The 23,802-nt window shown below is 63.9% G+C and carries 12 protein-coding genes; 4 read left to right on the plus strand and 8 right to left on the minus strand.

From position 1 onward, the window contains the following. The first annotated feature begins 64 nt into the window (after positions 1 to 64). The 3 genes from UC32_RS10135 (at position 65) to UC32_RS10145 (ending at position 4,229) form a co-directional block, all read left to right on the plus strand. Positions 65 to 613 (plus strand): hypothetical protein, encoded by a 549-nt coding sequence (locus UC32_RS10135; protein WP_235423636.1) that lies wholly within the window; start codon positions 65 to 67, stop codon positions 611 to 613. Continuing rightward, entirely contained in the window at positions 610 to 3,456 is a 2,847-nt protein-coding gene (locus UC32_RS10140; protein ID WP_045731101.1) for an ATP-binding cassette domain-containing protein, read from the plus strand. Before UC32_RS10135 ends, UC32_RS10140 begins: the two co-directional genes overlap by 4 nt. 62 nt (positions 3,457 to 3,518) lie before the next feature. Then, positions 3,519 to 4,229 carry a DJ-1/PfpI family protein gene (locus tag UC32_RS10145; protein WP_045731102.1) on the plus strand — a complete coding sequence of 237 codons (711 nt, stop codon included), beginning with the start codon at positions 3,519 to 3,521 and terminating at the stop codon, positions 4,227 to 4,229. Between the two features lie 72 nt (positions 4,230 to 4,301). Here the strand turns inward: UC32_RS10145 and UC32_RS20780 are convergent, their stop codons facing one another. The 8 genes from UC32_RS20780 to UC32_RS10185 form a co-directional block, all read right to left on the minus strand. Further along, entirely contained in the window at positions 4,302 to 4,454 is a 153-nt protein-coding gene (locus UC32_RS20780) for a hypothetical protein (protein ID WP_045731103.1), read from the minus strand. A gap of 75 nt (positions 4,455 to 4,529) precedes the next feature. Then, the gene (locus UC32_RS20330; protein ID WP_161797266.1) at positions 4,530 to 6,851 is read right to left on the minus strand and encodes a carboxypeptidase-like regulatory domain-containing protein; all 2,322 of its coding nucleotides are present in this window, start codon (positions 6,849 to 6,851) and stop codon (positions 4,530 to 4,532) included. Positions 6,852 to 7,540: 689 nt separating this feature from the next. Further along, positions 7,541 to 11,185, minus strand: coding sequence for a methionine synthase (gene metH, locus UC32_RS10160; protein ID WP_045731105.1), 3,645 nt, complete (start codon positions 11,183 to 11,185; stop codon positions 7,541 to 7,543). Positions 11,186 to 11,637: 452 nt separating this feature from the next. Then, on the minus strand, positions 11,638 to 15,390 hold the full coding sequence (locus UC32_RS20560) for an NACHT domain-containing protein (RefSeq protein WP_152642595.1): 3,753 nt from the start codon (positions 15,388 to 15,390) through the stop codon (positions 11,638 to 11,640). 247 nt (positions 15,391 to 15,637) lie between these two features. Beyond that, complete coding sequence (locus UC32_RS10170) at positions 15,638 to 17,668, minus strand: ABC transporter ATP-binding protein (protein ID WP_045731107.1); 2,031 nt, start codon at positions 17,666 to 17,668, stop codon at positions 15,638 to 15,640. Next, complete coding sequence (locus UC32_RS10175) at positions 17,665 to 19,410, minus strand: ABC transporter ATP-binding protein (protein WP_045731108.1); 1,746 nt, start codon at positions 19,408 to 19,410, stop codon at positions 17,665 to 17,667. Before UC32_RS10175 ends, UC32_RS10170 begins: the two co-directional genes overlap by 4 nt. A gap of 149 nt (positions 19,411 to 19,559) precedes the next feature. Continuing rightward, entirely contained in the window at positions 19,560 to 19,952 is a 393-nt protein-coding gene (locus UC32_RS10180) for a nuclear transport factor 2 family protein (RefSeq protein WP_045731109.1), read from the minus strand. Positions 19,953 to 20,067: 115 nt separating this feature from the next. Then, complete coding sequence (locus UC32_RS10185; RefSeq protein WP_045731110.1) at positions 20,068 to 21,159, minus strand: SDR family oxidoreductase; 1,092 nt, start codon at positions 21,157 to 21,159, stop codon at positions 20,068 to 20,070. 344 nt (positions 21,160 to 21,503) lie between these two features. Between UC32_RS10185 and katG the strand changes: the two genes are divergently transcribed. Beyond that, positions 21,504 to 23,798: a catalase/peroxidase HPI gene (gene katG, locus UC32_RS10190; protein ID WP_045731111.1), complete on the plus strand. Its 2,295-nt coding sequence runs from the start codon at positions 21,504 to 21,506 to the stop codon at positions 23,796 to 23,798. Positions 23,799 to 23,802 lie beyond the last annotated feature (4 nt).

Below are 23,802 nucleotides of genomic sequence, written 5' to 3' on the forward strand. Positions count from 1 at the left end.
TGCGTCACACAACGTGACGGCGCCTCTATCCGGACGGGCAACGCCCTACCCTGAACAGGTGACTCTGACTACGATGCGCACCGCCGCCGCGGGCTCCCTCGCCGCCGCCGGACTCCTGTTGACCCTCGCCGCCTGTTCCACGCCGGCCGCCACGCCCTCCTCCGCCCCGGCCTCCTCCGCGAGCGCGTCGGCCAGCGCTTCCGCCGATGCCGGCCCCTGCGAAGGCGTGAAGGTCATCGTCGACTCCGGTTCGCTGGACCAGGCCGCCGCCGACACCTCCGCCTGCGTGGATGCGGGCGGACCCACCCTGGCATCGGACGTGCTGGGCAAAGCTGACGTGAAGATCGAAGGCACCGCCAAATACCCCACGAGCTTCGCGTGCCGCGTCAACGGTGTGCCGGCTGCTGACTTCGACATCAAGCACAAGGGAGGCACCACCCGCGAAGCGTGCGATGACAAGAACACCGTCTCCTACTGGGCACTCTGGGTGAAGCCCGCCGGCGGCGAATGGGCGTACGCGCAGGAAGGCCTGGACAGCCTCAAGCTCAACCCGGGCGAGAGCCTTGAACTGCTGTACACGGTGGACAACGAACCGGCAGCGCCCGCGGCATGACTTTCCGGCCCGCGCCGTTGCGCGCAGCGGCGGTTCTCGCCGTTGTGTTCATCGCGGCGCGGGTCATCTACCGCGTTCTTTTCAACGGGGCGGGCCTTGGTGCGCCGCTCCTGCTCGACCTGCCCCCGCTGCGGCTGCCCGCACCCTACGCCCATGTGGTCCTCCTCGGCCCGGTCTCCGCCCCGGGGGTATGGGCGGCAATTCTGTCGGCCCTCCCCATCGCCGGAACCATCCTCGCGTTCGGCCTGCTGAACGCCTGGGTGGATGTGGCCCGCGGCTTCGTGCACCTGGCCCGCCGCGGCCCCCTGCAGGGCATCGCCCGGATGCTGGTGGTGGCCTGGTCCGCACTCCCCGCCCTTGCCGACGCCGTCACTTCCGTCCGCCTCGCGTTCCGGCTGAGGGGCGAACGGTTCGGTCCGCGCGCCCTGGTGCCAATCCTTGAGCGGACGCTGGAGCACGCCGGCCGGGTTGCCGCCGCGCTGGAGCTGCGCGGCTTCGGTACCCGGGGTACTTCCGTTTCCGTTGACGACGACGGCGGCCCGCTTCAGGTGCGCGGCGCCCGGTTCCGCATTGGCGGGACGCAGCTCCGCGTCGCTGACTTCGCTCCTTCGTCCGGGACGGTGTCGGTGCTGACCGGGCCCACCGGCTCCGGCAAGTCCACCATCCTGCGGGGCATCGCCGGGCTCCTTTCGCACGTTGACGGCGGTGAAGTGGCCGGAACGGTGCGCGTTGGCGGGCTGGAACGGGTGTCCACGCCGCCGCGGGAGACTGCCCGCGTGGTCGGCGTCGTCCTGCAGAACCCCCGCGCCGCGTTCGCCACCACCCGCGTCCGGGACGAGATCGCACTGGCCCTTGACCTCCGCGGTGTTTCGGCGGCCGATTCCAAGGCCCGCGTCCTAGACGTGGCGGACCGCATCGGCGTTTCGGCGCTGCTGGACCGGACCATCAGCACCCTCTCAGCGGGCGAGGCAACACTGGTGGCCATCGCCGCCGCGGTGGTGGAGCAGCCGGCCCTGCTCCTGGTGGACGAGCCACTGGCCGACCTCGACACCAATGCACGCGCCCGCGTCATTGCCGTGCTCCACGCCCTCGCCCACGACGCCGGAATATGCGTCATCGTGGCCGAGCACCGGGCCGAGGCGCTGGTCCCTATCGCTGATTCGTGGTGGACCATACGCGACGGCGAACTGGTTCCGGGGACCGCTCCGGCTGCTATATCGAGCCCAACTGCCGGGCCGCGGTCAAACGCTCCAGCTGGCGCCGCGACCGTACTGGCCGCCTCAAACCTTTCTGTATACCGCGACGGGAAACCTTTGGTGCGGGACGCCTCCGTGACCTTGCTCCGCGGCGAAGTGGTGGCCCTGGTGGGGCCGAATGGTGCCGGAAAATCCTCGATCCTGGTGGCGTTGGCGCTGAGCGGCGGCAAGGGCGTCGAGGGGACCTTCGAAACGGGAACGGCCGACGGTGGCCGGGTTGCCCTCGTGCCGGATGCCTCGGACGACCTCTTCACCAGGGATACCGTGGCAGGCGAGCTCAAGGCTGCCGAGCGCCGCCTGACCCGACAAAAGAACGCCACTCCGTTGCCGCCCGGGTTTGCCGCGGTGCACCTCGCCCGGCTGCGCGGAAATGCCGGTATGCCGATCGGACATGAGCATCCCCGGGACCTCTCCGCAGGTGAACGCAGGATCCTCGCCATCGCGCTGCAGACACTTGACCGGCCCCAGGTCCTCCTCATCGACGAGCCCACGCGCGGGCTCGACCCGGCAGCCCGATCGGCGGTCGCTGCGGCACTTCGTACCGCCGCTGACGACGGTGCAGCAGTCCTGATCGCCACCCACGACCACGCTTTCGCCCACGGCCTGGGCGCCCGGATCCTGCCGATGCGGGACGGCGTCGCCCCCGCAGCTGAACCGGCAACTCCGGCAGAGTCCTCGGCTGCTGTCCCGGCCATGACCCACGCGTTCCCGGCGCCCCGTTTTGCAAACAGGCTGCCGGACGTCCCCGCCCGGAAGAAGCCGCACCGCATCCGGATGCCCCGGCCCGTCGAGCTCGCCGTCCTCGCAGGCGCGAATCTGCTCGCGCTCGGCGCGTTCTGCTGGCCCCTGCTCGCCGCGGCCCTCCCAACGGATGCCGCCGCAGCCCTCCCCTACGCTGCCCTGGCCATCGCACCCGTGGCGGCTGTCGCCGTCGTGGTTCTGCTTGATGGTTCGGTGCGCTCGGCCCATACCGTGGCACTGCTTGGGGTGCTGGCGGCGGTGGGGTCGGCGGTGCGGGTGGCGAGCACCGGCGTCGGGGGCGTGGAGGCTGTGTTTATCCTGCTGGTCCTGGCTGGCCGAGCGTTCGGTGCCCGGTTTGGCCTGCTGCTGGGTGCCGCCACGATCGCGTTGTCGAGTGCGCTGTGGGGTGGCATCGGCCCGTGGACGCCGTTCCAGGTGTTCGCGTGTGCCTGGGTGGGTGCCGGGGCCGGCCTGCTTCCGAAGCGGGTGCGCGGGAAAGCCGAGCTGGTGATGCTGGCCGGGTACGGGATTGTGGCGTCCTACCTGTTCGGGCTGCTGACCAACCTCTGGTTCTGGCCGTTCGCGGTGGGCGCCGGCACGGGCATCTCCTACCAGCCGGGCGCCCCGCTGGCCACGAACCTCAGCAGCTTCCTGCTGTACTCGCTGCTGACCTCGACGGCGGGATGGGACACCCTGCGGGCGGTGACCACCGTCGTCGGGATCATCGTGGTGGGCCGGGCGGTCCTCGCCGCGCTGCGCCGCGTGAAGCCAGTTTCGGGCGGTGTTCAGGGCCCTGCAGGAGACACCTCGGCCGCAGCTGGGGAGAAGCTGCAACTAACCCCGTAATGCAGAGCGGCAGCCCGGCCCGGGGCAGAAGCAGAAAGGCTGCGCCGGGCTAGGCTGAATTCATGTCGCCGGCTCCGCTGAATATCGTCGTCCTTCTTTTCCCGCAGGTCACCCAACTGGACTTCACGGGGCCAGCCCAGGTGTTCTCCAAGTTCCCTGATACCCGGGTGCACTTGGCGTGGCACAACACGGACCCGGTGGTCACGGACGCTGGCTGGTGCATTGTGCCCACCACCACTCTGGAGGACTGCCCCCAGGCGGACATCCTCTTTGTTCCGGGTGGCGCGGGCACCTTCAACCTGTTCGAGGACCCCACTGCCCTGGCCTTCCTCCGCACCCAGGCAGCGAACGCCCGGTGGATCACCTCCGTCTGCACCGGCTCGTTTGCACTCGCTGCGGCCGGGCTTCTCACCGGCTATCGGGCCACCAGCCACTGGGCCTCCCTGCAGATGCTTGAGCGTTTTGGCGTAACGCCGGTCTCGGAAAGAGTCGTCCAGGACAGAAACCGGATCACGGGTGCCGGCGTAACTTCGGGGATCGATTTTGCGTTCAGGCTGGCGTCCGAGCTTTTCGGTGACGAGAAGGCACGGGAGATTCAGCTGGCCCTCGAATATGACCCGGAGCCCCCGTTCGACTACGGCTCACCAGGAAAAGCCGACCCCGATGTAGTGGCAAAAATCGTCGCTGCCACCGAGGAACTCCGCCTGGACAGCGTCCACCAGGCAGCAGGAGCCCTTCGCGCCGAGGGGTTCGCCGCGGGCGCAGTGCGGTAGCCGGGCATAGAAAAGCGGACGACGGCGGGTGGGCACCCGCCGTCGTCCGCTTTTTCTAAGTCCTGACAGATGTCAGGCGTGAGTTTTCCGTTTCAGCCAGCCCCACACAGCCGTGGCCACAAACAGGACCAGGCCGATGATGGCCAGCCACAGCAGTCCCTTCACCACGAATCCGAGGATGGAGAGGACAAGCCAGATAATAAGCAATGTGATGATAATTCCCATACGGGAAGCTTAGGCCCTCTGAGCAGCGGAAACGGGCACCAACTCACACCTTGAAGTACTTGGACCACCAATCGTTTATCTGAGCGTGTAACCTGACACGTCAGCGACTATTTGAACCGTGGATCCCAGGCCGGACTCGGTGTTGGCGATTGTGACTTTGCCATCGCGACCTATGGGTAGATAGGTCAGGTTGGGCACCGTTTGCCCGGTGCCGTAGTTCACGTTGGAGGCGTTCGGTCTCGCGGTTCGGGAGGCGTATCCGGTGAGGTATCCAGACGACGTGGGTTCCGTGACGGTCAGGTTCACCCAAACACCGGCAGCGTTTTCGGGGACGCCGTTGATTCCAGCGGCCTGGAAGGAGATCGTGCCGCCGGCCTTCACCGGCCCGGACGAAGTCCTCGTGTCCAGGAACCGGGTCGGAGTGATACTTCCGAAGGCGCCTGGTTCGAGCGGCATTCCGGGTAGGAAGTACCCGGAAACATCGGCGATCACCTGCGTGGTACCGGATGAGGTGTTCGCGATGGTGACCTTCCCATCGGGACCGAGCGGCACGACGGCAAAGTTTGGCACCGTCTGCCCCGGACCGAAGTTCACGTTCGAGGCGTTCGGTTTCGCCTTGCCGGAGGCATAGGCAGTCAAGAAGCCCGCGGACTTTGCCTCCGTAACCGTGAGGTTTATGACGGCCGCGGAGGCGTTGGACGGGATCCCGTTTACCCCGCCGATCTGCAACGAGATGGTTCCACCAGCAGGGACCGGACCCGAGGATGTCCTGGTGTCCAGGAACCGGGACGGTGGTTTGGCCCCGAATGCTCCTACTGCAGTCGGAGTTCCACCTTTGAAGTACGCAGCGACGTCAGCGATCACTTGCGTAGTACCGGATGAAGTGTTCGCGATCGTGACCTTCCCGTCGGCACCGAGCGGCACGACGGCCAGGTTCGGCACCGTCTGACCTCGACCGAAGTTCACGTTCGAGGCGTTCGGTTTCGGTCCGCCGGAGGCATAGGCGGTAAGGAACCCCTCGGACTTTGTCTCGGTGGCAGTGAGGTTGACGACCACGGCGGAGGCATCAAGGGGCACGCCGTTCACGCCGCCGGCCTGGAATGAAACCGTACCCCCTGCTGCGACGGGCCCCGAGGCGGAACGCGTGTCCAGGAACCTGGATGGGATGATCGGCACTGAGCTTCCCGGACCTCCTGACGCGGCGACCGGGGAGTACGTGAGGACGCCTACGTCTTTCGACTCCCCCACCGTCGACTGCAATAGCGCCGCATTCGTCGGTTCAGTCGCGTTCCCCGAATACAACGTGCCGATACCGGGCACCTTGGCATCCGCGTTAATCTTCAGCTTGTATGAACCTGAAGATAAGCCACCGATGCTGAACCGACCTGACTCGTCCGTGGAAGCGGAGCGCGTCACCAGGGAGCCGTCGTCGGTGAATGCCTCTACCAATGCGTCCGTCAGTGGGAAGCCATCAGGGCCGACTACCTTGCCGCCAAGGACCCCACCGGAGACCAGTTGTGCGTCGGCCAGCTGTGTGGTTTGATCCGCTGCCACGGACACCGTCGCGGCCGCCGCGAGCCCGGCGGACTCATGCACGCTCCCGTAGAACTGGGCTTCGTCCGTTGACGACCCATCAACGCGGTTGAAGGCAACCCTGTAGGTGCCGGGCGCCAGCCCGGAAACCTTGAACTTTCCGCCGGAATCCGCCATGGGAAAATCTTGCTGGACCTGGTAACCCTGAGCGTCCAGCACCTGAATACTCGTGGTTGTCGACGCGACGCCTGATGATGTCAGGACTCTGCCTGTAATCGAGCCTCCTGCTGTCAGAGATGCATTAATCCCGGATACAACCTGACCGTCTACCACTGTGACCCTGGACGCCGATGCTGGGACGGATGCGGCGTTGAACCATTGATTCCCGTAGGTCACACCGTCTCGGCCATTCGTCCTGCCCCCGGAGCCCGAGAAACCAACGCGATAGTCGCCCGGCCACATCGGACCAATAACGTAGGAGTTGTTGCCAGAGGGGTTGCCCGTGACGCACTGCCGTGAAGCGGCAGCCCTGTTGAAATCAGCAGCACTGCCCCATGGCGTCGCACAGACCAAGCCATGCAGCGGCCATGACCCGGCTTCGACCGGCGCCTCTCCTGCGATGAATCCGCCCGCAACCAGCGTCACGTCATCGAGCTTCTTTTCCTGGCCTGCTCTTAACTGTATGCGCTGGGCCGACCAGGAGTCTGGCACTCCTGGATAGAACGTCGAGGGCATCCTGGCCCCGGACCTGCCGGAAAACTCAACAGTAACGTCCCCAGGCGCGATACCCGCCAGCCTGTATCCACCATCCAATCCCAACTGCGTGTCTCGGCCCCCCGCACTAACTTTGACGTCGGACGTCATCATTCCTGCCGGGAGGATTGCTTTTCCGGAAACAACGGCCCCGGGGGCCAAGACCGCGTCGATTGTTGCCGCTTGCCCCTCGCTCAGTGAACCCGCATGATGCTGGGGCCGAAAGTTTGAATCGCTCGAAGCTCCAAAGCCCAGGCTGAGGCTGTAACGGCCCGCTGGAAGTGCGGGAAACGCATAAGATCCGTTAGGAAGGGCCGCTTCTGTCCTGATAATACAGGTAGCGGAATTACACACGTTCACGGTTGCCAGAATTCTAGTGACGTCCTCGCCGTCAGGGGCAGTGATAACGCCTGAAATCGATGCGGTGTTTGCAGCCATCGCGCGACCGGCCGTCACCGGAACCAGAACTGCGGCGAGCAGAACGGCCAGTGAGGAGAAGACACCTACTGCCCGCAATCGTAAAATTCCCATGACGATCTAATGCCCTCCGCTTGTGACTCGACAACGGCAGAAGGCCAGATGTCCCCCTGTATCTCCGGAAAGCATATAGCTGGCGTCAACGCTTGAGCGCTTACCCGCTGAATCGCACACAAATCCGTATCCGGACAAATCAGTCAGATACGTCTTCCTTGAGCCCTCTCTGAGCTGGGCAGATGTCTCAGGCAACTAACACGTCGGCCGAAAACCCGTTCATCCGGGTTCAGCTCCTCGGCCCTCAAAGTGCGTGGTTCACCCGCAACTCACACCTTGAAGTACTTGGCCTCCGGGTGGTGGAACACGAAGGCGTCGGTGGACTGCTCCGGGTGCAGCATCAGTTCGTCGCTGAGGATCACGCCCATGCGCTCCGGTTCCAGAAGTTCCACCACCTTGCGGCGGTCCTCCATGTCCGGGCAGGCAGGGTAGCCTAGCGAGAACCGGGCGCCGCGGTAGTCGAGCTTGAAGTAGCCAGCCGTGTCCTTGGGCTCCTCGGCGGCGTAACCGAGCTCCTTGCGGATGCGGGCGTGCCAGAACTCGGCCAGCGCCTCGGTGAGCTGCATGACCAGGCCGTTGAGCTCGTAGTAGTCGCGGTACTGGTTGGCCGCGAACATCTTGCCCGTGAATTGTTCGATCTTCGAGCCGGCGGTGACCAGCTGCACGGGCAGCACGTCGATCTGGCCGGACTCGCGGGACTTCACGAAGTCGGCCAGGCACAGGTGCCGGTCGCGCCGCTGGCGCGGGAAGTCGAAGCGGAGGCGGTCTGTGCCGATCGGGCCGTCTGAACCACCGTCCGGGGCGAGCAGCCCCGGGACGCCGAGGACGCCGTCGTGATCCTCGCCGTGGTGCAGCACCACCACCTGCTCCCCTTCGGAGACGACCGGGAAGTAGCCGTAGGCGATGGACGGGTCCAGCATGCCCTCGCCGAGGATGCGGTCCAACCAGTAGCGCAGGCGCGGGCGGCCTTCGCGTTCCACGAGTTCCTCGTAGGAGGCGCCGTCCTCGCCGCGGCCGGGCTTGAGGCCCCACTGGCCCATGAAGGTGGCGCGTTCGTCGAGGAAGCTGGCGTAGTCGTTCAGGGCCACGCCGCGCACAATGCGGGTACCCCAGAACGGCGGCGCGGGCACCGCGTTGTCCGTGACGACATCGGACCGGCCGGGCATTGCCTCGGGCTCGGTCACGGTGAAAGTGGGGCCGCTGCGGTGGATGCGCTTCTTCAGCGGCGGCAGGCCAACGGTGTCCGGGTCCTCGCCGCGGGCCACGCGGACCAGCGGTTCCATCAGGGCCAGGCCTTCGAAGGCGTCCTTGGCGTAGCGGACGGTGCCCTCGAACTGCTCGGCGAGGTCCTGCTCCACGTAGGCGCGGGTGAGGGCGGCGCCGCCCAGGATGACCGGCCACTTCTTTGCCAGGCCGCGGGTCTGCAGCTCGGCGAGATTGTCCTTCATCACCACGGTGGACTTCACGAGCAGGCCGGACATGCCGATCACGTCCGCGTCGTGTTCCTCGGCGGCGGCGATGATCTCGGCGATGCCCTGCTTGATGCCGATGTTGATGACGTTGTAGCCGTTGTTGGTGAGGATGATGTCCACCAGGTTCTTGCCGATATCGTGCACGTCGCCGCGGACGGTGGCGATCACCATGGTGCCCTTGCCGGAGGAGTCCGACTTCTCCATGTGCGGCTCCAGCAGGGCAACGGCGTTCTTCATGACCTCGGCGGACTGCAGCACGAAGGGCAGCTGCATCTCGCCGGCGCCGAAGCGCTCACCCACCACCTTCATGCCCTCAAGGAGCTGGTCGTTGATGATGGACAGCGGGGACATGCCTTCACTGCGGGCCAGGTCCAGGTCCGCTTCGAGGCCCTTGCCTTCGCCGTCGATGATGCGGCGCTGCAGGCGTTCGCCCGTGGGCAGCGCGGCGAGTTCCGCGGCGCGCTGGTCCTTCAGCGCTGCTGTGTCGACGCCGGCGAACAGGTCCAGCATGATGGCCAGCGGATCGTACGTGACGTTCCCGTCGGCGTCGTATTCGCGGCGGTCGTAGACGAGGTCCAGGGCCACCTTGCGCTGCTCCTCCGGGAGGGAGGCAAGCGGGACGATCTTGGCGGCGTCGATGATGCCGCTGGTGAGGCCCGCCTGGACGGCTTCGTGCAGGAACACGGAGTTGAGCACCATGCGCGCGGCCGGGTTCAGGCCGAAGGAGACGTTGGAGACACCGAGGGTGGTGTTGATGCCGGGGTACTTGGTGGTGATCTGGCGGATCGCCTCAATGGTTTCGATGCCGTCGCGGCGGGTTTCCTCCTGGCCGGTGGCCACGGGAAAGGTGAGGGCGTCCACGATGATGTCCTCGACGCGCATGCCCCAGTCGTTTACCAGGGAGTCGACCAGGCGGGAAGCAATTGCCACCTTGCCGTCGGTGGTGCGGGCCTGGCCCTGTTCGTCGATGGTCAGGGCGATCACGGCGGTGCCGTGTTCCTTGACCAACGGCATGATGCGGGCGAAGCGGCTGGTGGGGCCATCGCCGTCCTCGTAGTTGACGGAGTTGACCACCGGGCGGCCGCCGATGAGCTCGAGTCCGGCCTGCAGAACGGGCGGTTCCGTGGAGTCGATGACGAGCGGGAGGGTGGAGGCCGACGCGAACCGGGAGACGATCTCCTTGATGTCCGCGACGCCGTCGCGCCCCACGTAGTCGATGCAGACGTCCAGCAGGTGGGCACCCACGCGGACCTGCTCGCGGGCGATGTCCACGCAGTCGTCCCAGCGCTCTTCGAGCATGGCCTGGCGGAAGGCCCTGGAGCCGTTGGCGTTGGTGCGCTCACCGATGGCCAGGTAGGCGGACTCCTGGTCGAAGTTCACGTGGTGGTAGAGGGAGGCGATGCCGGCTTCACGCTCGGTGGGCGTGCGGGCCGGTTCCGTTGCCGCGTTGGCGGACACGGCTTGCTGGCGGAAGGGTTCAAGGCGTTCGACGACGGCGGCCAGGTGTTCCGGCGTCGTACCGCAGCAGCCGCCCACCAGGCCCAGGCCGAATTCCCGGACGAACTGTTCATGCGCGGTAGCGAGTTCGGCGGGTGAGAGCGGGTAGTGCGCGCCGTTGGCGCCGAGGACGGGCAGGCCGGCGTTGGGCATGCAGGCGATGGCGACCGAGGACTGCTTGTTGAGGTGGCGCAGGTGCTCGCTCATCTCGTCCGGGCCGGTGGCGCAGTTCAGGCCGATGGCGTCGACGCCGAGCGGTTCCAGGGCGGTGAGTGCGGCGCCGATTTCAGAGCCCATGAGCATGGTTCCGGTGGTCTCGACCGTCACCTCAACGAAGATGGGGAGGCGAACGCCCTTGGAGACGATGGCCTGCTTGCAGCCGTTGACGGCGGCTTTGGTCTGCAGGAGGTCCTGGCTGGTTTCGATGAGGAACGCGTCCGCGCCGCCGTCGATGAGGCCCTCGGCCTGGAGGGCGAAGGTCTGCTTGAGGTGGCCGTAGCTGGTGTGGCCCAGGCTGGGGAGCTTGGTGCCGGGGCCCATGGAGCCGAGGACCCAGCGCATGCGGCCGTCTGTTTTTTCGGCGGCTTCGGCGCGTTCGCGGGCGATCCTGGCACCCTTTTGTGCCAGCTCGGTGATGCGGTCGTCGATGCCGTAATCGGAGAGGTTGGACCAGTTGGCGCCGAAGGTGTTGGTTTCCACGGCGTCGATGCCGGTGGCGAAGTAGGCGTCGTGGATGTCCGCGATGACGTCCGGGCGGGTGTCGTTGAGGATCTCGTTGCAGCCCTCGAGGTTCTGGAAGTCCGTCTCGAGGGACAGGTCCCGGCCCTGCAGGATGGTGCCCATGGCCCCGTCGGCAATGACCATCTGGTGGTTGACCGCGTCCAGGAGCGCCTGCGCGCGGGCGGGCCGGGCAACGGAGTCTATATCCAGAGCAAAACGAGGCATCTCAACAGGTTACGTGTGGGGCTGACACGTTGCGCTGTGTGTCTGAGTGCTACGGCGGCGGCTGCACACACCACTACGAACTATGCAGGTACGTCCTCGACCAGCCCCGGGGCATCACATTCTCCACCGGTCTAGGGCTAAATGGCGCGCCTATGCCCACTATCCCTAACCGGCAGATCCGTGCTCAAGGAACAGACGCCAAGAAGTAAAGATTGCAGTTACCCATCTCCCCACCTAAGCACAAAGTCCTCTAGATTGCCGGCACTTCACACTTGTTACTAAGACCAGGGCAGCGCCTTGAAGGTTCATAGGCCCGTTGCCCTGCCATGGTAACCGCGCCCTTGCACTTACGGAGTTTGGAAATAGAGTCCTCACCGGTCCTAGTTTCTCGCGGCCGGCCGTCTCGGCCCACGTAAGAAACGCCCGAGCTAGCTAACCTAGCATCTTATATTTCAGGAATCTGTTTGGACTGGATTAGCGGCCCACCGCCCCTCCAACGCCAAGACACTCAGTGAAACCGATGATGAAGCCTTCTGAGCTACTTTCCGTAGAGCGGCGTCAACAATGCGGGAAGGCAAAATCAAAGGCTGATCGAGAAGCTTGAAAGCAAGATCGTAGGAAAGATTCTTTATGTCAGTCCCACCATTATGGCCCCAGCGAGTTAGCGAATCCACCTTTGATGTGGCGGCAAGATTTTCGAGGTCCCTTCGGAGTTCGCGCCACTGCGGAGCCGACGGTGCGTGCGGGAAACGTCGCAAAATCCAAGAAAGCACCATTGACCGAGCCCACACAGGGGTCCTATCGGTGGAATCCTGCGATTGGCGGATGATCTTGTCCTGAGCCGCCTTATTCCCACGAAGCGCCAAAACGTATAAAACTTTATAGTGCTCACCATCCCAAAAGCCCGGCCACGACTTGATCGCACTTTTGTAAGGAAAAGTCAGCGCAACGGCGTTCACGCAGCTAATGAGAACAGCAAACTGATGACTGGGCATCTCAGCTAAGGCACTTTCAAGTTCTTCCTGCAACGCGACAACAAGATCCTCCCGCACCCATGAGCAAACGAACATAGCCCATGCGCCCTTTTCAGAAGGAGTCCCAGCCGACTCGTACTGGGATCTCCACCACTCAGCGTCGCCCGATCTAAGCCGCGCATGCCGGGCGCGCTCCGTCAAAGGGACATTTGAGTCGAAGAGGTCGCGTGCACCTTTGCCGCGCAAGCTAGACGAACGTATTCCAGCAGCGATGTTGCCAAACATATACGCCAGGAAAGAATCGCCAGCGCCGACGTCAGTCAAGGCACTGATGGCATCTTGCCATGGCGCTAGCTCAGTCGAAGTGCGCTGAGACTTTCCAACCAGAGCATTTTCGATGCGGGTTACTAATGCTTCTAATGCAGCAGGTGCGGGAGCCTGCTCTTTGCTGTCTTGTCGATAAAGAGCTTCATCCTGGAAAATACCATATGGATCACCAGCGACCAAATCTATTAGGTGGGTGGGATTTGAGATAGTCGAAAACCGACCCCAAAAGCCGCCAAGAGCCGAAAAGAGATTATTTCCAGAAAAGGAAGACTGAAGAAGCTCGCGACTCTCCAATTCGCCACCAACCGCGACGCCACACCCAGCAGCAATCAAGCGCTCTTTCAACTTATCGATGTTGCTCCATCGCTCCTGCACTAAGCCCAACTCATCGGCTGTGAACTGTCGAAAGACGCCCAGCAGCCTGCCGCGCTGAATATGCTGCAATACATAATCGACATCGTCATTCTCGGTATCAGCGAGCCACTTTTCAAGAATTTCAGTCTCATCCAAATGCCGCCGGACGATATGAGCGGTGTATCTCGAAGAGATCGTGGCCAGTTTGTCGTAGGCCAGCTCTCCCACAAAACGGCCTCCACATTCTCGAGGTAGATCTAGGACCAAGTCGGCGGAGGCCCTATATGCGCGACCAAAACTAGCCCTGAGCGTGAGCTCGTCAACGGATGCTTTCGCGATACGCTTTGTGAGTCGTGGCTGCTGGTGAAAAACCCAGTCGCTAAGCAAGTTGACGCTTATAGCTCGGTCGTAGACCGGGGTCGGTGAACGTCGATTGTCCAACCGCTCTTCCAACTCCATCGTAAGTCCCGGAATCTCGCCGACGGAGTAGAACCCAGCAAAAAAGCGAAGGACATTCTGCCAGTATGCATTTCCCAACAAAGCACGCAGGATCTCGGGCTTTGTTCCAGGCTCCGGGTTGCCGGGAGGGCTAGAAGGAGCAGTGTGATAAAGGTGGTGCGCCGCAAAATACTCACGCAAAGGTTGAACTTCAAATTCAAAAGTTCCTTCAACCCGACTAACAATAGCCACGATGCGTTGAACCACGCCCTGAAACAACTCATCAACAGCATCTGGAGCATAATCGCGGCTGATCAGCCATATCCGAATAAGCTCGTGCAATTGTTCGGAGCTTAGGCGGCCGTCGGACCTAGCTCCTTCGGCTTCTGAGTGCATTATCCAAGCCAAATACCCATGAAGATCAATGAGCAGCTGCCGATTATCACGAACGACTGCTGTTTTCTCAGCTTCGCGGTTGAAAAATACGTCAATGTAACTCTGATATAGCGCCGTGCGCTGATCTGGTAGAGACTGCCCGCGCAAATGGATTAGCGATAAAAGTATAGTAAGTTGCATTGGATTCCGAGCAAGGTCCCGCATGTGCGGAGCTTGAATTTTATCGGTAAGGATTCCTACCAATTCTTGCTTCTCACGCGGATCCAGTTTCCTGGCGGAAGCCCATCGCTCTGCATACTCTATAGCCAAGACGGGCGTTATAGATGAAAGCGCAATCGTAGTCCAGTGCTTTCTATCAAAAGTCGGAGAATCCGGCATGGCGCTGGGCCGTGACGTGACTATAGATTGAACAGAAAGTGCTCCATCGGTAAGGCGCACTAACCCTTTATCTATTTCTCGCACGACCGAGGCCCGCTGCGCCGGAGTAGCAATCTCGTCAAAACCATCAAGGATAAGGAGAATTGGCGAGGATGCTGCCAACTCGTGAAGGTCACTCACAGAAAAGTCTTGACCGCCGGATAAGAACCGCACCTCAGCGGCAATAAAGCTTTCCAGTGTCATCGGCAGATTGTGCTCGACATGTTTGACTGCTTTTCTGGGATCAAAGCCCTCAAACCAGGTGGCTAAGTCTCGGAGGTCAATCTTGAATGGAAGCCGAAGTGGGGAAAGTCGATGTTCCGCCGGGATTCGCCGGAGGCCATTTGCTTCGCCCAAAAATTGCATACGGTGAACTTGACATAGATATTGCGCGAGAGTCGACTTTCCCTGCCCCGGAGCGCCCTCTACAAGCACACGAGGAAAACGCTTACTTACAACGGGGTGCAACAGTAAGCTTCCCGCAGGAATCGGAGGAATCCGCATGTGAAATGACTCACTTGGTGTATCGGACGACACAAACGACCACATGTGAGGCTCGGTAGCTTCAAATCTTCGAGAGTCGACGGACAGATCTTCCAGCATGCCCAAGAGTTCCGTCCGCGCTGCGTGGCTTAGCTTCAGCTGCGTCGGAAGCGCACCAGGAACGTCTACAAACAGGTTCAACAGATCGCTGGCCTGGAGGTCTGCCTGCTTAAACTTAACAACAGCATCCGTCTCATATTGCGAACGCATGTAACTCGTGACCGCTTTGAGTCTTCGCCGGTTGTCTCCTCCCAGCGTCTGCTCTAGGAGAGAACGTACCACGTCGGGCGTAGCGAGAACCTCCGAGTAAAACCACTTTAGATCGTAGTTATTGGACAACCGAGCATCAAGATCGTCTCGCCACAGAACCTGCGCAGGTATATTTATGTTGTCTTTCAGGAACTTATCAACGCGGTCCATAGTTCCCGCATCAGCGCGCCCTGTACCGGGAACATTTGTCACTAGCTTGTATTCTGCGATGCCCTTTTTAATGAGACGGTCAATACTGTCATTCTCTCGCTTGACGGCATCAGTAAGCCATTTGTAGTAATCTTCTCCGGCCTTCAATTCCCTTTTGAACTTGACCTGAATGGCGATGGACTCTCCGCTTGTCCTGCTCGGCGCCATCCCATCACGACCACCGTCAGCTTGTCCGACCGGAAAAACCTGGTAACCGGGATATTCCTTTACAAGGAGTGCAGAACAGAACGCTTGAAAGCGGTCCGGCGTGAACCGCTCGTAGATGTAGTCCCCCATTGCACTCTTCCTGTCGATTACTAGCTGCACTCGATATTATGGCCTACGGAAGGACAAGCGAAGCAATTCTCAAGACCCTTCTGAAGTGTGGCGCAGGTGAATGGCTGCTTGTGATCTCCATTCACCTTGGGAACGGCTCGTTTCATGCTGAGCTCTGCGCGGATTCGATCTGCTCAGCAGGCTATGCGTCCGCCAGGAAATGAAGGTGAATCCAGGGCGCTGGAGTGTAGTCGCAGACGATAACTGCTCAGACCTCCGCCGCCGGCGCCGCGAACTGGGCCTCATACAGCCGCGCGTACGCCCCACCGGCCGCCAACAAGGAAGCGTGGTTCCCCTGCTCCACGATCTGCCCGGCCTCCATCACCAGGATGAGGTCGGCGTCGCGGATCGTGGACAGGCGGTGCGCGATCACGAAGGACGTCCGGTCGGACCGCAACGCACTCATGGCCTTCTGCACCAGCACCTCGGTCCGGGTGTCCACGGAGGACGTTGCCTCGTCCAGGATCAGCACCGACGGCCGGGCCAGGAACGCACGGGCAATCGTCAGCAGCTGCTTCTCGCCCGCCGACACGTTGGAGCCCTCGTCGTCCAGCACTGTGTCGTACCCGTCGGGCAGCGAGTGCACGAACCGGTCCACATACGTAGCCTGCGCCGCCTCCAGGATCTCCTCCTCCGAAGCGCCGGGCCGGCCGTACGCGATGTTGTCCCGGATGGTCCCGCCGAACAGCCACGTATCCTGCAGCACCATCCCCATCCGCGAGCGCAGGTCGTGCCGGCTCATGGTGGTGATGTCCACGCCGTCCAGCGTGATCCGGCCGCCGTCCAGCTCGTAGAACCGCATCATCAGGTTCACCAGCGTGGTCTTACCCGCACCGGTCGGCCCCACGATCGCCACCGTCTGCCCCGGCTCGGCCACCAAAGACAACGAAGAAATCAGCGGCTTGTCCGGCGAATACGCAAAGGACACCCCCTCAAACGCAAGCCGCCCACGGGCCGGACGGCCGCCGTCGGACGCTTTGTCCGGAGCAGCAGGGTCCGCCGACTGCTCCTCCGTATCCAGCAGCTCAAACACCCGTTCCGCGGAAGCCACCCCGGACTGCAGCAGGTTGGCCATGGACCCCAGCTGCGCCAGCGGCTGCGTGAACTGCCGCGAGTACTGGATGAACGCCTGCACATCGCCCAGCTGCATCGCCCCGGACGCCACCTGCAGGCCGCCCACCACGGCGATCCCCACGTACACCAGGTTCCCGATGAACGTCATGGCCGGCACGATCAGCCCGGAAATGAACTGCGCCCCGAAGCTGGCCTCATACAGCTCCTGGTTCTTCTGCCGGAACCGCTCCCCCACCTCGCGCTGCCGGCCGAACACCTTCACCAGCGCATGCCCGGTGTACGTCTCCTCGATCTGCCCGTTCAGCTGGCCGGTGTTCTTCCACTGCGCCACGAACAGCTTCTGCGAGCGCTTGGCAATCAGCGCCGTGATCCCCAGCGTCAGCGGAATGGTCACCAGCGCAATCAGCGCCAGCGTGGGCGAGAGGATGAACATCATCACCAGCACGCCGATCACGGACAGCACGGACGTCACCGCCTGCGAGATGGACTGCTGCAGGCTCTGCGAAATGTTGTCCACATCGTTGGTGACCCGGCTCAGCAGCTCGCCGCGCTGGATGGAATCGAAGTACTTGAGCGGCAGCCGGTTGATCTTCGCCTCGATCTCCTCGCGCAGCCCATACACCGTCCGCTGCACCACACCGTTGAGCACATACGCCTGCCCCCACATGAACGCCGACGCCAGCACATACAGCACCAGCGCCCACGTCAGCACGCTCCCCAGCGCTGCAAAGTCGATCCCGGAACCGGGCGTCAGCGTCATGGCGCTGAGCATGTCCGCCTTCTGGTTGTCCCCCGCCGCCCGCAGCTGCGCGATCAGCTGCTCCTGCGTCACGCCCGCCGGCAGCTCCTTGGACACCACGCCGGAGAAAATCAGGTTGGTGCCCTCGCCCAGCAGCCGCGGCCCGATCACCTGCAGCACCACGCCCGCCACGGCCATCAGCAGCACCAGGGTGAGCCACGCACGTTCCGGCCGCAGGCTCCCCAGCAGCCGCTTGGCCGAGGCACCGAAGTTCATTGCCTTCTCGGCCGGGATGTTCATGCCGCCGAAAGGCCCGCCGCGTCCGGGTCCGCCGGCGGGGCGCGGGATGCGTACGACGTCGGCATCCGCGGTTTTGGTGCCGCCCGCGGCCTTGGTGCCAGGTGCTGAAGTGGGTTCGGGGCTCATACCGTCTCCTCCGCCGCGAGCTGGGACGAGACGATTTCGCGGTACGTCTCGGAAGTCTCCAGCAGCTCATGGTGCGTTCCGCGCGCCACGATCCTGCCGTCGTCGAGCACCAGGATCTGGTCCGCCTCCACGATGCTGGACACCCGCTGGGCGATGACCACCATGGTGGCGCCGGACGTGCTCCGCTTCAGCGCCCGCCGCAGCCGCGCGTCCGTGCCGGTGTCCAGGGAGGAGAAGGAGTCGTCGAAAATGTAGAGTTCGGGCCGTTTCACGAGGGCCCTGGCGATAGCCAGCCGCTGCCGCTGCCCGCCGGACACGTTGGTGCCGCCCTGGCTGATGGGCGCGTCCAGCCCCTCCTCCATCTCCTCCACGAAGTCCCGGGCCTGCGCAATCTCCAGCGCTTCCCACAGCTCCTCCTCGGTGGCGGCCGGGTTGCCGTACAGCAGGTTGCTGCGGACGGTGCCGGTGAACAGGTAGGGCCGCTGCGGCACCAGGCCGATGTGCCCCCAGAGCAGGTCCGGGTGCAGGTCGCGGACGTCCACCCCGTCGATCAGGACCGCCCCGGTGGTGACATCGAACAGGCGCGGCATCAGGTTCACCAGGGTGGTCTTGCCCGCGCCGGTGCTGCCGATGATGGCCGTTGTCTGCCCTGCTGTCGCGGTGAAGCTGATGCCGGACAGGACGGGCTGGTCGGCACCCGGGTAGGCGAATCCGACGTCGCGCATCTCCAGCTCGCCGCGCCGGCGCCCGTTGGCGGACGCGCTGGTGACCGGGTGCTCCGGCGGCAGGACGCTGGACTGGGTGTTCAGCACCTCGCCGATGCGGTCTGCGGACACGGAAGCGCGCGGGATCATCACGGCCATGAACGTGGCCATCATGACGGACATCAGGATCTGCATCAGGTAGCTCAGGAACGCGATCAGGGTGCCTACCTGCATGGACCCGTCCTCGATCCGGAACGAGCCGAACCAGATCACCGCCACGGACGACACGTTCAGCACCAGCATGACCACCGGGAACATCAGCGCCATCAACCGGCCGGCGCGCAGGGCCACGTCCGTGACATCCGTGTTGGCCTGCGCGAACCGGGCCGTCTCCACGTCCTCGCGGACGAAGGCCCGCACCACGCGGATGCCGGTGAGCTGCTCACGGAGCACCCGGTTCACGGTGTCGATCCGCTTCTGCATTTTCCGGAACAGCGGCACCATGCGGGTGACGATCAGGCCGACGGCGACCAGCAGCACCGGGACGCAGACCGCGATGAGCCAGGACAGCTGGACGTCCTGCTGGATGGCCATGATCACGCCGCCGATGCTGAGCATGGGTGCCGCCACCATGAGGGTGGCGCTCATCAGCACCAGCTGCTGGACCTGCTGGACGTCGTTGGTGGACCGGGTGATCAGGCTGGGGGCGCCGAAACGGGTGACTTCCTGCTCCGAGAACTCACCCACCCGCCCAAAGATCGCCCCGCGCAGGTCCCGGCCCAGGCCCATGGCGGCCTTGGCACCGAAGTAGACGGCGATGACCGCGCAGGCGATCTGGGCCAGCGTGATGAGCAGCATGATGCTGCCCACCGACAGGATGTAGGAAGTGTCCCCCTTGGCCACGCCCTCATCGATGATGTCCGCGTTGAGCGTGGGCAGGTACAGCGACGCGATGGACTGCGCCAGCTGGAAGATCACGACGGCGATCAGCAGCGCGCGGTGCGGCCTCAGGTATTCAACAAGCAGTTTCCAGAGCATGCGTGGCTCCCACTGACGGAGTGTCCACAAAACGTGGTGCGAGCGTCAGTTTACGTCCGCTGGAAGCCGCTGATCCTTGGAGTTGGCTGGGAAAAACTGCGGTTCACTGAGGGCGTACCGGGGCCCATAGCTGGGCGGGCCGCCTTTCCTTACAGCCAGAAGTCGGCGGCTTTGGCGGTGTCCTCCTGGAACTCGCTGACCTCAGTGACTTTCCCGTTCCTGAGCGTGAATACGAGCACGCCCTCCTGGTCCATGGACTGGCCGTTGCGCTGCGCCTGGGCCTTCTGCAGGCTGACCGTGTGCTGCTCCCCGGCGATGACTTCCTTGAGCTCCACCTTGGTGGTGCCGCCCGACCGGGTGAACAGTTCACCGAAGTAGGCCATGATTTCCTCCTGGCCGTTTTTGTCTCCCGCCAGCCCACCGGTGCCGCCCACGTGATAAACGGCGTCCGGTGCAAACAGGCCCATCAGGGTTTGAATATCCCCTGAGTTGAAGGCCTCGTACCCGCGCCGCACCACCGCGGCGTCTTCCTGATTGCCCATCTCGAACCCTTTCCAACACCTTCGCGGGGGTCCCAGCGGAGCAATTTTAGGCCTGCCGTGTAAGCGTGTCTATTGGCTTTTGGCCCCCTTCTGCGGTGCCCGGCGAGCCCCGTGGTCAGGGGATCAGGCGGTCCGCGCGGTAGCGGTCAAACAGTGCGGTAAAGGCATCCAGAGTCCGCCGGTATCCCGTGAAACCTGCGTCCCTGCTCTTGCCCATGTCCGTCACCACCTCGATGTTCCGGCCCAGGTCACCGTCCGTGTGCCACCAGGACGCCACCCGCTCCAGGTTCGGTTCGCTGAGATTGTTCTCCTCGGCGATCCGCCGCCACTGGTCCTCCCGCCCCGCCATGGACTGCTCCAGCGGACGCGGCTCCCCTTGGTAGCCCTCCCACTCCACGCCGAAATGGGCTGCGAGCTTCGGCCACATCCAGCGCCAGCGGAACACATCGCCGTTGACGATGTTGAAGGCTTCGTTCGCGGCGGCGGGAGTGGTGGAAGCCCACAGCATGTGCTCGGCAAGCAGGCCTGCATCCGTCATATCGGTTAGGCCGTTCCACTGAGTTTCGGATCCCGGGAAGACGAACGGCTGCCCGCTGTCCCGGCACAGGGTGGCCTGCGCGGCGAGCGTGAGGCCCATGTTCATGGCGTTGCCCACCGCGTGGCCGATCACGGTGTGTGCCCGGTGCACCGACCAGGTGAAACCTTGCTCCTCCGCTGCCGCCCAAAGCTCGTCCTCCTGGGCGTAGTAGAAGTTGTTCACCGGAAGCCGCGGCTCCTCCTCATGGAAAGGCGTGTCCGGCATTTCCCCGGCGGCGTACGCCTCGAAGGGTCCCAGATAGTGCTTGAGCCCGGTCATCAGGGCAACGTGGGCCACGTCCTTTCCCCGCAGCGCTGCGAGGAGGTCCCGCACCATACCCGCATTCACGGCGATGTTCTCTTCCTCCGTGGCGCGGCGCGACCAGGCGGTGAAGAAGACATGGGAAGGGTTCTCCGGAGCAAGCACAGCGGCAAGGGCGGAAGCCGAGGTCAGGTCCGCGGTGAGCCACCTGACGCCGGAGCGCTCAGGTCCTGGCCGGCGGGACAGGGCCAGCACCGCCCAGCCTTCGTTCACCAACGTATCCACCAGGGCGGAGCCTGAGATTCCGGTGGCCCCCACCACCAGTGCCGTCCGCCCGTTGCCCGCTGCTGTTCCTGATCCGATGGTCATAGTGCTCCTTCTGGTAGGTGCTGTGTATCCGCGCGCCAGCACGGCCTCACGCTGTGGCGGTGGCCCGCGCGCTGCATCGCGCCGGGAAAGGACCACAAAAGGCCCCTCAGGCGACAAGCCCCGGCAGCAGGCAGATATTCCGTCCGGCCCTCAGCGGGACTGTTACGCGGACGGCAGAAAGCCCAAGCGCACCTGTGTTCGGCAATGCCGCAGATCACACGCCCGGCGAAAGATTCACCCGAAATTAGGGGTCTTGTCCAACCACGCCTCTATGTTCAAATGGGAGGGTTGCACCGGCTGCCCGAGTCCAACCGCGGCCTCGGCCCAACGGAAGGAAAAAGCACATGACCGATTCCCCAGAGCATCCTCCGGTTCCCACCCCCGCGAGTGCGCAGGGTGCGGACCAGAAGGCCGAGGGCGGGTGCCCCGTGATGCATGACAGCGTCACCTCCCACGGCAGCGAGAGCGAAAATCCGGCCATCGACGCACCGCAGCCCAAGGGCCACCGGCCGCGGACCATCGCCGACTGGTGGCCCAACCAGCTGGACCTCTCCGTGCTTCACGCGCACAACCAGGCGGGCAACCCGCTGGATCCCGGGTTCAGCTACCGCGAGGAATTCCAGAAGCTCGACGTCGAGGCGCTTAAGCAGGACATCACCGATGTCCTCACCACCTCCCAGGATTGGTGGCCGGCGGACTTCGGCCACTACGGCGGCCTGATGATCCGGATGAGCTGGCACGCGGCCGGCACCTACCGCGTCCATGACGGCCGCGGCGGTGCGGGCGACGGCGGCCAGCGGTTCGCGCCGCTCAACAGCTGGCCGGACAACGCCAACCTGGACAAGGCCCGCCGCCTCCTGTGGCCGGTGAAGCAGAAGTACGGCCAGAAGCTTTCGTGGGCAGACCTCCTGGTCCTCGCCGGCAACGTGGCACTGGAATCCATGGGCTTCAAGACCTTCGGCTTCGCGTTCGGCCGCGAGGACGTATGGGAGCCCGAGGAGATCTTCTGGGGCCCCGAGGACGCCTGGCTGGGCGACGAGCGGTACGTCGCCGAAGGCAAGATGGCAGAGGACGTGGGCGCCACGGAGATGGGCCTGATCTACGTCAACCCCGAAGGCCCCATGGGCAACCCGGACCCCGCGAAGGCGGCCGCGTTCATCCGGGAAACCTTCAAGCGCATGGCAATGAACGACGAGGAAACGGTGGCCCTGATCGCCGGCGGCCACACGTTCGGCAAGACCCACGGCGCCGGCAGCGCCGACGACCATGTGGGCCCGGAGCCCGAGGGCGCGGACCTGGAAACGCAGGGCCTGGGCTGGCTCAGCACCTACGGGTCCGGCAAGGGCGCGGACACCATCACCTCCGGCCTGGAAGTGACCTGGACGGACGTGCCCACCCAGTGGAGCAACCGGTTCTTCGAGATCCTGTTCGAGCATGAGTGGGAGCTGGTGGAAAGCCCCGCCGGAGCCAAGCAGTGGGTGGCCAAGGATGCCGACAAGATCATCCCGGACGCCCACGATCCGGAAAAGAAGCACCGCCCCACGATGCTCACCACGGATCTGTCGCTGCGCGTGGACCCTGAGTACGAAAAGATCTCCCGCCGCTTCCTGGAGAACCCTGACCAGTTCGCCCTCGCGTTCGCCAAGGCCTGGTACAAACTGCTGCACCGCGACATGGGTCCGGTAGGCCCGCACCTGCTCGGGCCGTGGGTTCCGGAAGCCCAGCTGTGGCAGGATCCCGTTCCCGCCGTCGACCATGACCTGATCGGTGAGGATGACATCGCCGCACTGAAGGCCAAACTCCTGGACTCCGGCCTGACCATTCCGCAGCTCGCGGGCACGGCGTGGGCCTCGGCCGCGACTTACCGCAAGACCGACCGGCGCGGCGGCGCGAACGGCGCCCGCATCCGGCTGGAGCCGCAGCGCAGCTGGGAAGCCAACGAGCCCGAACAGCTCGGCGCCACCCTGCAGGTCCTGGAGCGGGTGCAGGAGGAGTTCAATTCGGGCCAGGCCAACGGCAAGAAGGTCTCCCTTGCGGACGTGATCGTCCTGGGCGGTGCCGCTGCAGTGGAGAAAGCAGCGTCCGACGCCGGGGTCCCCGTCACGGTGCCGTTCCGTCCGGGCCGCACGGACGCGGCACAGGAACAGACCGACGTCGAGTCCTTCCAGTACCTGCAGCCGCGGGCCGACGGGTTCCGCAACTACCTGCGCCCCGGCGCGAAGGTTCCGCCGGAAACGCTCCTGCTGGACAAGGCCTACCTGCTGGACCTGACAGCGCCGGAAATGACCGCGCTGCTGGGCGGCCTGCGGGCCTTGGGCACCAACGTGGGCGGAACCAGCCACGGTGTCTTCACCGACAAGCCGCAGGTCCTGACCAACGACTTCTTCGTCAACCTGCTCTCACCCGGCACCAAGTGGAAGGCCTCCGAGAACGAGGAGAACGTCTACGAGATCACGGATGTGGCCACCGGCGAACTGAAGTGGACCGCCACCCCCGTGGACCTGGTGTTCGGTTCCAACTCCCAGCTCCGTGCCCTCGCCGAGGTGTACGCCAGCGACGACGCCAAGGAGAAGTTCGTCAATGACTTCGTGGCCGCCTGGGCGAAGGTCATGGAACTGGACCGCTTCGACCTGAACTGATGGC

It is taken from the genome of Pseudarthrobacter chlorophenolicus (genome assembly GCF_000962805.1).
Classification (GTDB): Bacteria; Actinomycetota; Actinomycetes; order Actinomycetales; family Micrococcaceae; genus Arthrobacter; species Arthrobacter chlorophenolicus_A.